At 68.9% G+C, this 14720-nt stretch carries 14 protein-coding genes; 4 read left to right on the plus strand and 10 right to left on the minus strand.

The window, feature by feature from the left end; translation table 11 throughout:
• Positions 1 to 65 precede the first annotated feature (65 nt).
• From BMY19_RS02090 to urtA, 9 genes are all read right to left on the minus strand, one after another.
• The gene (locus BMY19_RS02090; RefSeq protein ID WP_020090553.1) at positions 66 to 635 is read right to left on the minus strand and encodes a ClpP family protease; all 570 of its coding nucleotides are present in this window, start codon (positions 633 to 635) and stop codon (positions 66 to 68) included.
• 31 nt (positions 636 to 666) lie between these two features.
• Positions 667 to 1722: an aliphatic amidase gene (locus BMY19_RS02095; RefSeq protein WP_020090552.1), complete on the minus strand. Its 1056-nt coding sequence runs from the start codon at positions 1720 to 1722 to the stop codon at positions 667 to 669.
• A gap of 47 nt (positions 1723 to 1769) precedes the next feature.
• Positions 1770 to 2087, minus strand: coding sequence for an FmdB family zinc ribbon protein (locus tag BMY19_RS02100; protein WP_091678996.1), 318 nt, complete (start codon positions 2085 to 2087; stop codon positions 1770 to 1772).
• A gap of 118 nt (positions 2088 to 2205) precedes the next feature.
• A complete protein-coding gene (gene fmdA, locus BMY19_RS02105; protein ID WP_100250723.1) occupies positions 2206 to 3435 on the minus strand; it encodes a formamidase in 1230 nt (409 codons plus the stop codon).
• Between the two features lie 155 nt (positions 3436 to 3590).
• On the minus strand, positions 3591 to 4355 hold the full coding sequence (gene urtE, locus BMY19_RS02110) for an urea ABC transporter ATP-binding subunit UrtE (RefSeq protein ID WP_244492187.1): 765 nt from the start codon (positions 4353 to 4355) through the stop codon (positions 3591 to 3593).
• A 2-nt stretch (positions 4356 to 4357) separates the two neighbouring features.
• The gene (gene urtD, locus BMY19_RS02115; protein ID WP_020090547.1) at positions 4358 to 5143 is read right to left on the minus strand and encodes an urea ABC transporter ATP-binding protein UrtD; all 786 of its coding nucleotides are present in this window, start codon (positions 5141 to 5143) and stop codon (positions 4358 to 4360) included.
• Positions 5144 to 5150: 7 nt separating this feature from the next.
• Positions 5151 to 6323: an urea ABC transporter permease subunit UrtC gene (gene urtC, locus BMY19_RS02120; protein WP_020090546.1), complete on the minus strand. Its 1173-nt coding sequence runs from the start codon at positions 6321 to 6323 to the stop codon at positions 5151 to 5153.
• Between the two features lie 13 nt (positions 6324 to 6336).
• A complete protein-coding gene (urtB, locus tag BMY19_RS02125) occupies positions 6337 to 7263 on the minus strand; it encodes an urea ABC transporter permease subunit UrtB (protein ID WP_012322399.1) in 927 nt (308 codons plus the stop codon).
• Between the two features lie 196 nt (positions 7264 to 7459).
• Positions 7460 to 8728: an urea ABC transporter substrate-binding protein gene (gene urtA / locus BMY19_RS02130; protein WP_042669481.1), complete on the minus strand. Its 1269-nt coding sequence runs from the start codon at positions 8726 to 8728 to the stop codon at positions 7460 to 7462.
• Positions 8729 to 9011: 283 nt separating this feature from the next.
• On the opposite strand from urtA, the gene BMY19_RS02135 reads away from it, so the two are divergent.
• The 4 genes from BMY19_RS02135 (at position 9012) to BMY19_RS02150 (ending at position 14110) form a co-directional block, all read left to right on the plus strand.
• On the plus strand, positions 9012 to 12386 hold the full coding sequence (locus BMY19_RS02135; RefSeq protein WP_100250724.1) for a hybrid sensor histidine kinase/response regulator: 3375 nt from the start codon (positions 9012 to 9014) through the stop codon (positions 12384 to 12386).
• A complete protein-coding gene (locus BMY19_RS02140) occupies positions 12379 to 13296 on the plus strand; it encodes a response regulator transcription factor (RefSeq protein WP_091925233.1) in 918 nt (305 codons plus the stop codon). Before BMY19_RS02135 ends, BMY19_RS02140 begins: the two co-directional genes overlap by 8 nt.
• Positions 13297 to 13439: 143 nt before the next feature.
• On the plus strand, positions 13440 to 13676 hold the full coding sequence (locus BMY19_RS02145; protein WP_100250725.1) for a hypothetical protein: 237 nt from the start codon (positions 13440 to 13442) through the stop codon (positions 13674 to 13676).
• Positions 13677 to 13723: 47 nt separating this feature from the next.
• Positions 13724 to 14110, plus strand: coding sequence for a DUF6894 family protein (locus tag BMY19_RS02150; protein WP_100250726.1), 387 nt, complete (start codon positions 13724 to 13726; stop codon positions 14108 to 14110).
• A 6-nt stretch (positions 14111 to 14116) separates the two neighbouring features.
• Here the strand turns inward: BMY19_RS02150 and BMY19_RS02155 are convergent, their stop codons facing one another.
• Complete coding sequence (locus BMY19_RS02155; RefSeq protein WP_020092959.1) at positions 14117 to 14560, minus strand: DUF488 domain-containing protein; 444 nt, start codon at positions 14558 to 14560, stop codon at positions 14117 to 14119.
• Positions 14561 to 14720: the final 160 nt, after the last annotated feature.

The raw sequence follows: 14720 nt of genomic DNA on the forward strand, positions 1-14720 counted from the left end.
GCAGCGCCGCGCGCGCCGGTGTCGCGCTGCCCTGGGTTGCTTCACTGCGTTCGCAAAGACGCGGCTCAGATCACCGCCTCGATCAGGCCGCGCCGCTTGGCCTCCTCGGCCTCGAGGTACCAGTTCGACGGTGCCTTCTCGAGCACCTCGTCGAGGGTGACGTCAGAGCCCTGGATCAGGTTGGCGAAGCCCTCGTTCTGGATCTCGATCGAGCACAGGATCTCGTTGAGCGTCGCCTTCACGGAGGCGATGCAGGTGGTGAGCGGTCCCTCGACCTGGAGCTGCTTGTTCATCTTGCGCTCGTGGATCATCAGCCGCGTCCCGCACGTGAGATAGCGGTTGGGCCGGGCGAAGAAGCTCATGAAGGTCGTGCCGGCCGAGTAGATCGCGGCCTTGCCGAGGAAGACGAACCGCCGGTTCGGATCCATCGCGCTGTTGAAGCGGATGTCCTCGCCCATCATCCGGGCGACCTCCGGGTCGCCGCCGAGCGTCGTCAGCTCGACGACGACGAGGTCGCGGTCCCCCGCCGCGTCGAGCTGGCGGCGGAAGTCCTTGTACATGTCGTAGTCGACCGGTCCGGAGAGCAGGACGGCCGGGGCCCGGAAGGCGGTGGGGCCGAGGGGAGTCGTGTCCATGGTCCTCCTGGTCGCACGACCGGCCGGCTGGTCAGCGCGCCGGGTCGGGCGCGCCCGCGCCCTTGCCCACGAACGGGATGCCCTCGATCGGGCATTCCTCCGTGCCGACGCTCTGACGGGTAATGGCCCGGACGGCGTCGCGGGTCCCGTCGGGATCCTCGATCCAGCGCCGGTAGAAATCGTAGGGGCATTCCGACATCCCGTGCCGGTTCTCCTTCGAGTTGATCATGCCCGTGTAGCCGCGATGCAGCAGCTTGAAGAGGTGGTTCTCCGACTGGCCGTGGGCGCGGAAGTCCCGGATCAGGAATTTCGACAGGGCGGCGTACTGGATGCCCATCTCCTCCTCGCCGCACTCGCCGAGCGTGCGGCCGTCGAAGCCGATGATCGCGGAGTGGCCGAAATAGGTGTAGACGCCGTCGAAGCCGGCCGCGTTGGCCACCGCCACGTAGGTGTTGTTGGCGAAGGCCATCGCCTTCGAGATGACGACCTGCTGCTCCTTGGCCGGATACATGTAGCCCTGGCAGCGGATGATCAGCTCGGCGCCCCGCATGGCGCAGTCGCGCCAGATCTCGGGATAGTTGCCGTCGTCGCAGATGATCAGGCTGATCTTCAGCCCCTTCGGCCCGTCCGACACGTAGGTGCGGTCGCCCGGATACCAGCCCTCGATCGGGGTCCAGGGCATGATCTTGCGGTACTTCTGCACGATCTCGCCCTGGTCGTTCATCAGGATCAGGGTGTTGTAGGGCGCCTTGTGCGGGTGCTCCTCGTGGCGCTCGCCGGTGAGCGAGAACACGCCCCAGACCTTGGCCTCCCGGCAGGCGGCGGCGAACACCTCGGTCTCCGCGCCCGGGACCGTCGAGGCGGTCTCGTACATCTCGGCGGCGTCGTACATGATGCCGTGGGTCGAGTATTCGGGGAAGATCACGAGGTCGAGGCCTGGCAGGCCGGTCTTCATGCCGACGATCATCTTGCCGATCGCCTTGGCGTTCTCCAGCACCTCGGCGCGGGTGTGCAGGCGCGGCATCTTGTAGTTCACGACGGCGACGCCGACGCTGTCCTGGCTGGACGAGATGTCTCCGTGCATCATGGCGTGATGTCCTCCTGATCTTGATCGTCCCCCCGGTTGAGGGCGGCTCAGTGGCTGATCATCCAGGGCCGCGCCTTCGGGAAGCTCTTGGCGGCGGCCGGAGCGGCGCTCGCTTTCTTGGGTGAGCAGCAGCCGCACCCGGCCCCGTGACTGCCCGAGCGCCGGGGCGCGTGGCGGCTGCGCTCGTTGGTGGCGTGGGCGGTCCTGAGGCCCGCATCCATGCCGGCGATGCGCGGCGCGGTGAGGAAGGCGCGCTGGCTCGCGCCGCCGCAATCCGGGCAGGCATGTGGCTCGCGGAACTCCGCCATCGGCCGCATCACCGTGAAGGGCCCGCAGGCCTCGCAGGCGTAGTCGTAGACGGGCATGGGAGGCTCCCGGAATGAACTTGAGAGGTACGAACGGTGCCGAAGGATCGCGGGCCCCCTCTCCCGCACGGGAGAGGAGGCCTGTCGCGTCAGCCGCGACCGGCAGGGAAACGAACCATCACAGATCCGGCGAGAGCGGCATCTGGATCGAGCCGTCGAGGAACTTGGTCGGTCCGTCGGCGCCCGGATTGATGTCGAACTCGAAGATCTTGGTCGGTATCCAGAGCGTCGCGCAGGCGTTCGGGATGTCGACGACGCCCGAGATGTGGCCCTGGACCGGCGCCGTGCCGAGGATCGAGTAGGCCTGCGCGCCCGAGTAGCCGAACTTCTTGAGATACTCGATCGCGTTCAGGCAGGCCTGCCGGTAGGCGATGTGCACGTCGAGGTAGTGCTGGCCGCCGCTCTCGTCGACCGAGATGCCCTCGAAGATCAGGTGATCGTCGTATTTCGGCGTGATCGGCGACGGCTTGAAGATCGGGTTCTTAATCCCGTACTTGGCCATGCCGTCCTTGATCAGCTCGACCTTGAGATGCACCCAGCCGGCCATCTCGATGGCGCCGCAGAAAGTGATCTCGCCGTCGCCCTGGCTGAAGTGCAGGTCGCCCATCGAGAGGCCGGCGCCGGGGACGTAGACCGGGAAGTAGATCTTCGAGCCGCGCGACAGGTCCTTGATGTCGCAATTGCCGCCGTGCTCGCGCGGCGGGACCGTGCGGGCGCCGGTGGCGGCGGCCGCGTCCTTCGCGTCGCCCTTCAGGCGGCCCATATGGGCGGTCGGGCCGAAGGGCAGGGTGGCGAGCGCCGGCACCCGCTCCGGATCGGTATCGTAGAGCGCCTTCTCGCGGGTGTTCCAGGTCTCCAGCATCTTGGGATCGGGCAGGCAGCCGATCAGGCCGGGATGGATCAGGCCGGGAAAGCGCACGCCCGGGACGTGGCGGGATTTCGTGAACATGCCCTCGAAGTCCCAGATCGACTTCTGGGCCTGCGGGAAATGCTCGGTGAGGAAGCCGCCGCCGTTCTTCTTCGAGAAGAAGCCGTTGAAGCCCCACTGGCTCTCGGGCTTGGCGCCGATGTCGAGGAGGTCGACCACCAGCAGGTCGCCGGGCTCGGCACCCTCGACGCCGATCGGTCCCGAGAGGAAGTGCACGATCGACAGGTCGATGTCGCGCACGTCGTCGGCGGATTCGTTGTTCTTGATGAAGCCGCCGGTCCAATCGTAGGTCTCGACGATGAAGTCCGCGCCCGGCTTCACGTAGGCGACCATCGGGATGTCGGGGTGCCAGCGATTGTGCACCATGTCGTTGTCATAGGCCGATTGCGTGAGATCGACCTTGATCAGCGTCTCGGGCATTCTTTTCGACTCCCTGCTGCGATTACGATGGTCAAATCTTTGGCGTCTTCGCGAGCGCAGCGAAGCGATCCAGCGGCGCACCGTCCTGAGGCCTCGCGTTGCCCTGGGTCGCTTCGCTGCGCTCGCGATGACGGACCGCGCGGGACGGTCGGCGGCTAGACCGACAGGAACCGGGCCACCGCCGCCTCGTCGATGCCGTCGCGCGGGGCCTCGTGGACGATGGCGCCGTTCTCCAGCACGATCACCCGGTCGGCGACGTCGAGGGCGAAGCTCAGGACCTGCTCGGACACGACGATGGAGAGGCCGCGCGCGTCGCGGATCGCCTTCAGGGTCCGGCCCATCTCGCGGATGATCGAGGGCTGGATGCCCTCGGTCGGCTCGTCGAGGAGCAGGACCTTCGGGCGGCTCGCCAGGGCCCGGGCGATGGCGAGCTGCTGCTGCTGCCCGCCCGAGAGGTTGCCGCCGCGCCGTCCCTTCATCTCCAGGAGCACCGGGAACATGTCGTACAGGTCCTGCGGCACCTTGCGGGTGCCGGTGACCGTGAGACCGGTCTCGATGTTCTCCTGCACCGTCATGGTCGAGAAGATCATCCGGCCCTGCGGCACGTAGGCGAGGCCCTTGGCGACCCGGGCGTGGCTCTTGAGCCCGGCGACGTCCGCGCCCTCGACCTGGATCGAGCCGGCCCTGACCGGCACGAGGCCCATCAGGGTCTTCATGAGCGTGGTCTTGCCCATGCCGTTGCGGCCCATCACGGCGACGATCTCGCCGGGCGCCACCGAGAAGGTCAGCCCGTGCAGGACCTCGCTCTGGCCGTAGGCGGCGTGCAGGTCCTCGACGGCGAGGGCCGGCGTCGCGGCCGGGGCCGCGGCCAGCGGGGGCGCCTGGACGCCGGGGATGTGCGCAGTCTGGAGCGACGCCATCGTCAATGTCCCAGATACACTTCGATGACCTTCGGGTCGTTCTTGACCCGCTCCATCGAACCCTCAGACAGCACCTTGCCCTGGTGCAGGACGGTCACCCGGTGAGCGATGTCCTCGACGAACTTCATGTCGTGCTCGATCACCAGCACCGAGCGGCCCTTGATGATCTGGTTGAGAAGCTCGGCGGTCTTGATCCGCTCGCCGACGCTCATCCCGGCCACCGGCTCGTCGAGCATCAGCAGCTCCGGGTCCTGGATCAGCAGCATGCCGATCTCCAGCCACTGCTTCTGGCCGTGGCTCAGGAATTCGGCCCGCTCCTTCAGCTGGTCCTTCAGGAAGATCGTCTCGGCGATGGCGTGGATGCGGTCGCGGACCTCCGCGTCCCGCTTGAACGTCAGCGCGCCGAACACCGAGCGGCCGCGGGGGAACGAGATCTCCAGGTTCTCGAACACCGTCAGGTCGTCGTAGATCGACGGCGTCTGGAACTTGCGGCCGACGCCGGCCTGCACGATCGCGCTCTCGGAGAGCTTGGTCAGTTCCTGGCCCTTGTACTTGATCGAGCCGGCGCTGGCCCGGGTGCGGCCGCAGATCAGGTCGAGGACGGTGGTCTTGCCGGCGCCGTTCGGCCCGATGATCACCCGGATCTCGTCGGGATCGACATAGAACGACACGTCGTTCACCGCCTTGAACCCGTCGAACGAGACCGTGAGCGCCTCGACGGCGAGGAGGTAGTCGGGTGGGGCGGCCTCGGCGCCGACCACGGGGGAGGAGAGGATCGCGGCGTTCATGGCTTGCTCACTCGGCCGGAGTGCCGTGGGGCGGGACGATGGCGGGCGGCGGGGCGCGCAGCCCCTTCACCCGGCGGGTGAGGCGAGGCTCGATATGCTCGCGCCAGATGCCGGCGAGGCCGTTCGGGAAAGCCAGCACCACCGCGATGAACAGGGCGCCGAGGCCGAACAGCCAGAGATCCGGAAAACTCTCGGAGAAGCTGGTCTTGGCCCAGTTGACGAGCAGCGTGCCCCAGACCGCGCCGAACAGCGACAGGCGCCCGCCGACCGCGGCGTAGATCACCATCTCGATCGAGGGAACGATGCCCACGAAGGAGGGCGACATGAACCCGACCTGGAGGGTGAACATCGCGCCGCCGATCGCCGCCAGTCCGGCGGCGAAGCAGAAGGCGAAGACCTTGAACCCCGCCACCGAGTAGCCGGAGAACCGGACCCGGTCCTCCTTGTCGCGCATGGCGACGAGGATGCGGCCGAGCTTCGACTTTTTCACGTACTGCGCCGCCAGGATGCAGGCGATCAGCAGGCCGCCGTTGACGAAGTACAGGATGAACTTCGCCGAGTCGGTGCGGATGTCCCAGCCGTGGAGGGTGCGCAGGTCGGTGATGCCGTTGATGCCGCCGGTATAGCCCTGCTGGCCGACGATCAGGATGGTCAGGATCGCGGCAATCGCCTGGGTGATGATGGCGAAGTAGGTGCCGCCGACCCGGCGCTTGAACATCGCGAAGGAGATCAGCATCGCGAACAGGACCGGGACGGCGACCGCCAGGATCAGCGTCAGCGGCAGGCTCTTGAACGGCTGCCAGAACCAGGGGAGGGCGGTGATCTGGTTCCAGTCCATGAAGTCCGGGATGCCGGGAGTCGACTGGATTTTCGTATTCTCGATGCTCGAAGCTTCCAGCTTCAAGTACATCGCCATGCAGTAGCCGCCCAATCCGAAAAAGACGCCCTGGCCGAGGGAGAGGATACCCGCGTAGCCCCAGCAGATCACCAGCCCGAGGGCGACGAAGGCGTAGGTGAGGTACTTGCCGACGAGGTTGAGGCGGAAGCTGTCGAGCACCAGCGGCAGGACGACCAGGATCACCCCGGCCAGGAGGAGCAGGCTCAGCCACTCCACCGGCTTCATGAACGGGTTGTCGTTGACGGTGACGGATTTGGTGAGAGTCTGGACCGGGTTCGTCATCGGGAAAACATCCTCAGCGCCGGACCTTGAGGGTGAAGAGGCCCTGCGGCCTCAGCATCAGGATGCCGACCACCGCGAGCAGGGTGATGACCTTGGCCATCGAGCCGGAGAGGAAGAACTCCAGGGTCGACTGCGTCTGGGAGATCGAGAAGGCCGACGCGATAGTGCCGAGCAGGCTCGCGGCCCCGCCGAACACGACGATCAGGAAGGTGTCGACGATGTAGAGCTGGCCCGAGGTCGGCCCGGTCGAGCCGATCATCGTGAAGGCCGAGCCGGCGATGCCCGCGATGCCGCAGCCGAGGCCGAACGTGTAGCGATCGACCTTCTCGGTATCGATGCCGACCGCCCCCGCCATGGCGCGGTTCGACATCACGGCGCGGACCTGCTGGCCGAAGCGCGACCGGAAGATCAGCAGCGCGACGCTGACGGTGATCAGGATGGTGACGGCCATGACGAACAGGCCGTTGATCGGGATCTCGATCGTGTCGGTGACCTGCACCGAGCCGATCAGCCAGGACGGCAATTCGACGCCGACCTCGCGGGCGCCGAAGATCGACCGGTAGGCCTGCTGGAGGATCAGCGACAGGCCCCAGGTGGCGAGCAGCGTGTCGAGCGGGCGCTTGTAGAGGAACCGGATCAGGCCCCATTCTACCAGCATGCCCAGAGCCCCGGAGGCGAGGAACGCCAAGCCCATCGCGATGAAGAAGTAGATCGGGAACAGCGCCGGCAGGTAGGTCTGGAAGAAGGTCGAGCAGAGATAGGTGACGTAGGCGCCGAGGATCATGAACTCCCCGTGGGCCATGTTGATCACGCCCATCTGGCCGAAGATGATCGCGAGCCCCAGCGCCATCAGCAGGTAGACGGAGAACAGGATCAGGCCTGCGAAGCCCTGCATGGCGAAGATCGCGCCGAGGTCGCCGAGGGAGTAGTCGCCGAGCATGGTTTCGGTCTTCCGCAAAAGGAGTGCGTCTTCTGCCGACTCGTCACGGCCTCCGGGCGAACCGGGCCGTCTTTGCGAGCGGAGCGAAGCAATCCAGGGACGCGCTTCGTGCCGGAAAGTCTCGCTGCCCTGGGTCGCTTCGCTGCGCTCGCGATGACGCTGGGGAGGGGCTAATTTGCCCCTCCGAACGAGGTGACTACTGGTAGCCCTTCGGGAAGGGATCGGGCTTGATCAGCTCGGGGCTGGTGTAGACGATCTCGAACTGGCCGTCGGGCTTCGCCCGGCCGACCCGGGTCTTCGACCAGAGATGGTGGTTCTCGTCGATCTTCACGTAGCCTTCCGGCGCGCCCTTGAATTCGATCCCGGGCGAGGCCGCCACCACCTTGTCGACGTCGAACGAGCCGGCCTTCTCGCAGGCCATCTTCCACAGGAACGGGCCGAGATAGGCCGCCTGCGTCACGTCGCCGATGACCGTCTTCTCGCCCCACATCTTCTTGAACGCGGCCACGAATGCCTTGTTGTTCTCGTTCTGGATCGACTCGAAGTACTTCATGCAGGCGTAGGCCCCGGCGATGTTCTCGCCGCCGATGCCGTCGATCTCGTCCTCGGTGACCGAGATCGTCATCAGCACCTGCTTCGACAGGTCGATGCCCGCCGCCTTGAGCTGCTTGTAGAACGCCACGTTCGAGCCGCCGACCACGTCGGCGAAGATCACCTTGGGCTTGGTGAGCTTGATCTTGTTGATGACCGAGTTGAACTGCGTGTGTCCGAGGGGGAAGTACTCTTCGCCGACGACCTTGCCCTTGAGCACGTTCTCCACGTGCTTGCGGGCGATCTTGTTGGAGGTGCGCGGCCAGATGTAGTCGGAGCCGATGAAGTAGAAGCTGTCGCCGCCCTTCTCCTTGTGGACCCAGTCGAGGCCGGCGAGGATCTGCTGCGTGGCCTCCTGGCCGGTGTAGAAGACGTTCTTCGACTGCTCCAGGCCCTCGTAGAAGGTCGGATAGTACAGCAGGCCGTTGTACTGCTCGAAGACCGGCAGCACCGCCTTGCGCGAGGCCGAGGTCCAGCAGCCCATCACGGCGGCGCAGTGGTCGTTGACGAGGAGCTTCTTGGCTTTCTCGGCGAAGGTCGGCCAGTCGGAGGCGCCGTCCTCCTGGATGATCTTGATCTTGCGGCCGAGCACGCCGCCGGCGTCGTTGATCTGCTGGATCGCCAGCTTCTCCGCTTCCTGCGCGCCCGTCTCCGAGATCGCCATGGTGCCGGTGACCGAGTGCAGGATGCCGACCGTCACCTCGCTGTCGGTCACCGCGAGGCCCGTGGTGTTGACCGCCGCGGTCGGCGGCGCCGCCCAGGCGGTGCGCGGCAACAGCGCCAGCGCCGGGGCGCCGGCCAATCCCATGAGCAGCCTGCGCCGCAGCGGGGAGCGCAAGCCGTGATCGGCGCCGGTCTCGGTGTCGTCTGCCATGTGCCTGACCCTGTTCGCGTCCGGGCCTTGAGAGGCGGCCCGGATCGACGAGCGCAGGCTAGGTCCTGGGTTGCAGTGCGGCCTATACGCGATTTTGCGTATGGCCGTGGTCTTGCATGCGCCGCACCATCGCGGCGGAATACTTTGAGGTCGGGGTGGCTGAGAGCGCGAATAGTGGGAGCACCGCTCCGGTGCCCGGTCTTTCGCGCGCGCGCGCGTCGCGCGGCCGCCCGTGCGCGACGCTGCCCGGGCACGACGGGCTGATCGTCCCGGCCGGGGCCCGATGAGCGGTCCGCAGCGCATCATCCCCATCCGCCGGGACTACAACCGCTTCGTCGCCGACGAGACACTGGAGGATTACGCCCTCCGCTTCACCGCCAAGAAGGCGCGGCGCTGGTCGAGCCTCGAGGTGGCGCAGACGGCCCTCGGCTCGATCTCGTTCCTCGCGCTGGAGGCGATCGGCGGGACGCTGGCGCTCACAGCGGGATTTCCCAACACGGTGGCGGCCGTGCTGGTCGTCGGCCTGATCATCTTCGCCACGGCGGCGCCGATCACGGTCTACGCCGCCCGCTACGGCGTCGACATGGACCTGCTCACCCGAGGCGCCGGCTTCGGCTATCTCGGCTCGACCGTCACCTCGCTGATCTACGCGAGCTTCACCTTCCTGTTCTTCGCCATCGAGGCGGCGATCATGGCGCTGGCGCTGCAGCTCTGCTTCGGGCTGCCGCTGGGCATCGGCTACCTGCTCTGCGCCGGGGCGGTGATTCCCCTCGTCGTCTACGGGATCCGGCTGATCAGCCGGTTCCAGATCTGGACGCAGCCGATCTGGATCGGGTTGAGCCTGCTGCCGCTGATCTTCGTGGCGGCGCAGGGCGCCGGGCCGCTGCGGGCGCTCGCCGGCTACCCGGGGCTCGACGGCGGCGGGGGCGGCTTCGACCTCGCGCGCTTCGGTCTCGCCACCGGCGTCCTGCTGGCGCTGCTCGCCCAGGTCGGCGAGCAGGTCGACTTCCTGCGCTTCGTGCCGGAGCCGCGGGGCCCGCGCGACCGCCGCTGGTGGCTCGCCGTCCTCTCGGGCGGCGCCGGCTGGATCCTGCCCGGGATGCTGAAGATCCTGCTCGGCGCCGCGCTGGCGGTCCTGGCGCTGGGGCACGGCGTCCCCGCCGAGCACGCCGCCGAGCCGACCCGCATGTACGCGGTGGCCTTCGGCTACCTGACGGGGGAGGGGAGCCGGGCGGCGCTGCTGCTCACCGGGCTGTTCGTCCTCGTGTCGCAGCTCAAGATCAACCTGACCAACGCCTATGCCGGCTCGATCGCGTGGTCGAACTTCTTCTCGCGCCTGACCCACAGCCATCCGGGACGGGTGGTCTGGCTCGTGTTCAACGTCGCCATCGCGGTGCTCCTGATGGAGCTCGGCATCGACAAGACCATCGAGAGCACCCTGCCACTCTACGCCTCCGTGGTCTCGGCCTGGGTCGGCGCGCTCGCCGCCGACCTCGCGGTCAACAAGCCGCTCGGACTCTCGCCCCCGGGCATCGAGTTCAAGCGCGCCCATCTCTACGCGGTGAACCCCGTCGGCACCGGCGCCATGGCGCTATCCCTCGCGGCCGGGGGCGCGGCCTATGTCGGCTGGCTCGGCGCGACCCTGCAGCCCTTTGCGCCGTTGCTGACCCTGGCGATCGCGTTCTGCGCCGCGCCGGCGATCGCCTGGGCGACGGCGGGGCGCTGGTACCTGGCGCGGGTCCCGAAGCGGGATTGGGGCGCGGCCGAGGTGGTCTGCCGGGTCTGCGAATTGCCCTTCGAGGGCGAGGACATGGCCCATTGCCCGGCCTACGACGCCCCGATCTGCTCCCTCTGCTGCTCGCTCGACGCCCGCTGCGGTGACCTCTGCAAACCCCACGGGCGCCTGGAGGTGCAGGCGCAGGCCGCCGTCGCGCGAATCCTGCCGGGCCGCACCGCTGCCTGGATCGGCGCGCCACTGGGCCGCTACCTCGCGGTGATGCTGACGCTCTGCGCGGTGATCGGCCTGATCCTCGGCATCGTGCACGCGGGCGCGACGATCGCCCACCCGGAGAATCGCGAGTTCCTGCGCACGGCGCTGACCAGCGTGTTCTTCACCCTGGTGGTGATCCTCGGCGTCGTGGCGTGGCTGTTCGTGCTCGCCCAGGAGAGCCGGCGCGTCGCCCAGGCCGAGACGATGCGCCAGACCGCGCTCTACCAGGCCGAGATCGCCGCCCATAAGGTCACTGACGCCAAGTTGCAGGAGGCCAAGGAGCGGGCCGAGGCCGCCAACCAGGCCAAGAGCCGCTACGTGGTCGGGATCAGCCACGAGCTGCGCACGCCGCTCTCCACCGTGCTCGGCTACGCCCAGCTCCTCGAATCCGACCCCGCGATCCCGGCGCATCGCGTCAACGGCCTGCGGGTGATCCGGCGCAGTGCCCAGCACCTGTCGGGCCTGATCGACGGCCTCCTCGACATCTCGCGCATGGAGGCCGGGCGCCTCCAGATCCACCGCGACGAGGTCCGGCTGACCGACTTCCTCGACCAGCTGGTCGACATGGTCCGCCTCCAGGCGCGGGAGGCCGGACTGGAATTCCGGTTCTCACGGCCCGAGATCCTGCCCGCGGTGGTCGCCACCGACGAGAAGCGCCTGCGGCAGGTGCTGCTCAACCTGCTGTCGAACGCCATCAAGTTCACGGAAGCCGGCACCGTCTCGCTGGACCTCAGCTACCGGAGCCAGATCGCGGTGTTCACGATCCGCGATACCGGGCCGGGCATCCCGGAGGCGGACCTCGCGCGGATCTTCGAGCCGTTCGAGCGCGGCTCGACCCCGGCCGCCCGCAGCACGCCGGGGACCGGGCTCGGGCTCACCATCGCCAACCTGCTGGCGCAGCTCCTGGGCGGCGAGATCACCGTGACTGCCGCCCCCGGCGGCGGCACGCAGGCGCGGCTGCGCCTGATGCTGGCCTCCGTGGCCCAGCCCGCGCCGATCGCCCCGGCCGCGCCGGCCGCACCCCCGGAGCGGGCCTACGCAGGCGCGCGCCGCACCGTCCTGGTCGCCGACGACGACAGCGCTCACCGCGCGCTGATGCGGGCGATCCTGGAGCCGCAGGGCATCTCCGTGCGGGAGGCCGGCTCCGGATCCGAGTGCCTCGCGACGGTCGCGCAAGGCGGCGTCGACCTCGTCCTCCTCGACATCGCGATGCCCGGGATGAGCGGCTGGGCGGCGGCGGCGGCCCTGCGGCAGGCCGGGCATACCGGCCCGATCGCCATGATGTCCGCCAACGTCCACGAGATCAGCCCGACCCGGGGCGACGACGCCCCGCACGACGCGATCTTCGCCAAGCCCTTCGACCTGCGCGACGTGATGGAGCGGATCGGCAAGCTCCTGCACCTCGAATGGACCGAGGGCGCCGCGCCGGGGCGGTCCGGGGCGGCCGCGGCCGCGGCGGACGTCCCGGGGCCGGGGCCCGAGCATGTCGGCGAGCTCCTGCGCCTCGGCCGGATCGGGCATATCCGCGCCATCGAGGCCAAGCTGACCCAGATGGAGCAGGACCCGACCGTGCCGCCCGCTTTCGTCGCCCGGATGCGCGGGCTCGTCGAGGGATACGACCTTCGCCGCTACCTCGCGGTCCTGCAGGAACTCGCCCGCCATGACTGAGGCGCCGAAGGTCCAGCCGCACCGGGACATCGTCCTGGTGATCGACGATTCGCCCGACACGCTGAGCTTCCTCACCGAGGCGATCGAGCGGTCCGGCGCCACCGTGCTGGTCGCGGTCGGCGGCGACCTCGCCCTGACCCTGGTGGACGAGATCACCCCCGACGTGATCCTCCTCGACGCGGTGATGCCGGGCCTCGACGGGTTCGAGACCTGCCGGCGGCTCAAGGCCAAGCCGCAGCTCGCCGGCGTTCCGGTGATCTTCATGACCGGGCTGAGCGAGACCGAGCACATCGTGAAGGGGCTCTCCGCCGGCGGGATCGACTACGTCACGAAGCCCATCGCCCCCGACGAGATCCTGGCCCGGATCCGCGTGCATCTCGCGAGCGCCCGCGCCGCGCAGAGCGCCCGGACCGCCCTCGACACGGCCGGGCGGACCCTGTTCGCGGTCGCCGAGGACGGCACGATCCTGTGGTCGACCCCGCAGGCCGGACGCCTGCTCGCCGGGCTCGGCGCGGTACCCTCCGGCGCCCCCGCGCTGCCCGCCGGCGCCCGCGAGTGGCTGCGCGGTTGCCTCGCCGGCGCCGCCCAGCCCCTCGCGCTGACCGATCGCGACGGCGTCGCCTACGCCCTGACCTTCATCGGCCGCACCCCGGACGAGATCCTGCTCCGCCTGTCGCGCGACGCGCTGTCGGCGGGGGTCGAGCGGCTGCGGGTGCGCCTGCCGGTCACCGGGCGCGAGGCGGAGGTCCTCCTCTGGCTGTCCCGGGGCAAGTCGAGCCGCGACATCGGCGAGATCCTCGGGCTCAGCCACCGGACCGTGACGAAGCACCTCGAGAGCATCTACGCGAAGCTCGGCGTGGAGAACCGCACGGCCGCCTCGATCATCGCGGCGCGGCACCTGCAGGATTGAGCCCGCGCGGAAGCCGGTCTGCAGGGTTGCGCCGGCCGCGGATCCCCAAGCTTGTCCACAGGCGTCGATCCCCGGCGAAACGCCTTGGTAAGCCCCGCCGCCCCACGGTCCCGGCTCAGCCCGACAAGCCGAGTCCGGATGCGATGATGACCAGCCAGCAGCTCGCCGACGAACTGAAGCGGATCGCCACCACCCAGGTCAGCGACATCACGCGGGCGGTGAAGGAAGGCCAGAAGTCGATCGCCCTCAACGAGGTGCGGGACATGGCGCGGCGCCTCGGCCTGCTCGCGGACGCCTTCGATCCGAAATCCGCGGCCGAGAGATCCGAGGCCGACGACGCGAGCGTCGCCGAAGCGGTCGACGACGCCCAGGCCGCCTGACACCCGTTGCCGGCGGCGTCCCGCCGGTCCCCTCCCAGGAGCGCTCCATGGTCCGCGCGCACTTCACCATCCGCCTCGGCAACGCCTCGCTCCCGGCCTCGGCGGCCCAGTGGGTCGAGGATGTCGAGGCCGCCCGGTCGACCGCGCGCACGATCGTGCAGGGGCTGATGCGTCAGCACGGCGGCGACCCGCGCCTCATGGAGGCCGCGATGGTGATCACCGACGACGACGGCGCCGTGCTGCTCGAGATGTCCTTCTTCGACACGCTGTACCTGCCGGTCGAGCCGGTGCCCGACGCCGACCGGCGCCGGCCGCGCGCGCCCCGCGGGGCCGCGCCGCGGGGACTGACGGCCGCCCTCGGCCCGGTCCGGCGCCTCGCCGGCGCGCTGGGCAAGCGCGCGCAGCCGCAGCCGCGACCGCTGCCCGGGCGCTGAGACGCTTCAGCCGTAGAGATCGCTGACCACGAAGCCCCGCGGCGCGAGGCGCTCGGCCAGCACGCGCCGGTGGCAGCCGGCCGGATCGCGCTCGAAGCAGAGCAGGCAGATCGGCGACGCCTCGGCGAGCGCGGCGAGTTCGTCGAGCGCCGCGATCCCGGCAGCGGTGTCCAGTACTTCCTCGCAGTAGATCCGGCGCATCAGCGCCGCGTCCCCGGCCCGCGCCGCCTGCCGGCCGGATTTCGGGGTGCCGAGGCTGCGCAGATGCGCGTAGCCGAGCCCGGCCTCGCGCAGGGAGGTGCCGAGCGCGCCCTTCGAGAAGCCGCGCTTGCGCGAGTTCGCCACCGCCCGGACATCCGCCAGGACCGCGACCCCGGCCGAGCGCAAAACGCCGACGAGGCGCTCCGAGTCGAGGCCTTCGTAGCCTATGGTAAAGAGTTGCTTACTCACGGTGCCCCGTCCGGACTCGCGTTGCGGGACCGCGACTTAGCCGTATGCGGCCCTGTGAACCAGCCGGGGATCGACGCCGTATGTCGCGGGGATGCAACGCGTCCCGGAATTCCGCCGCAATGATCGCAAAGCTCCGTTAACCGCGCCAGGGCCATCGAAT

This window comes from Methylobacterium sp. UNC300MFChir4.1 (assembly GCF_900110155.1).
Taxonomy (GTDB): domain Bacteria; phylum Pseudomonadota; class Alphaproteobacteria; order Rhizobiales; family Beijerinckiaceae; genus Methylobacterium.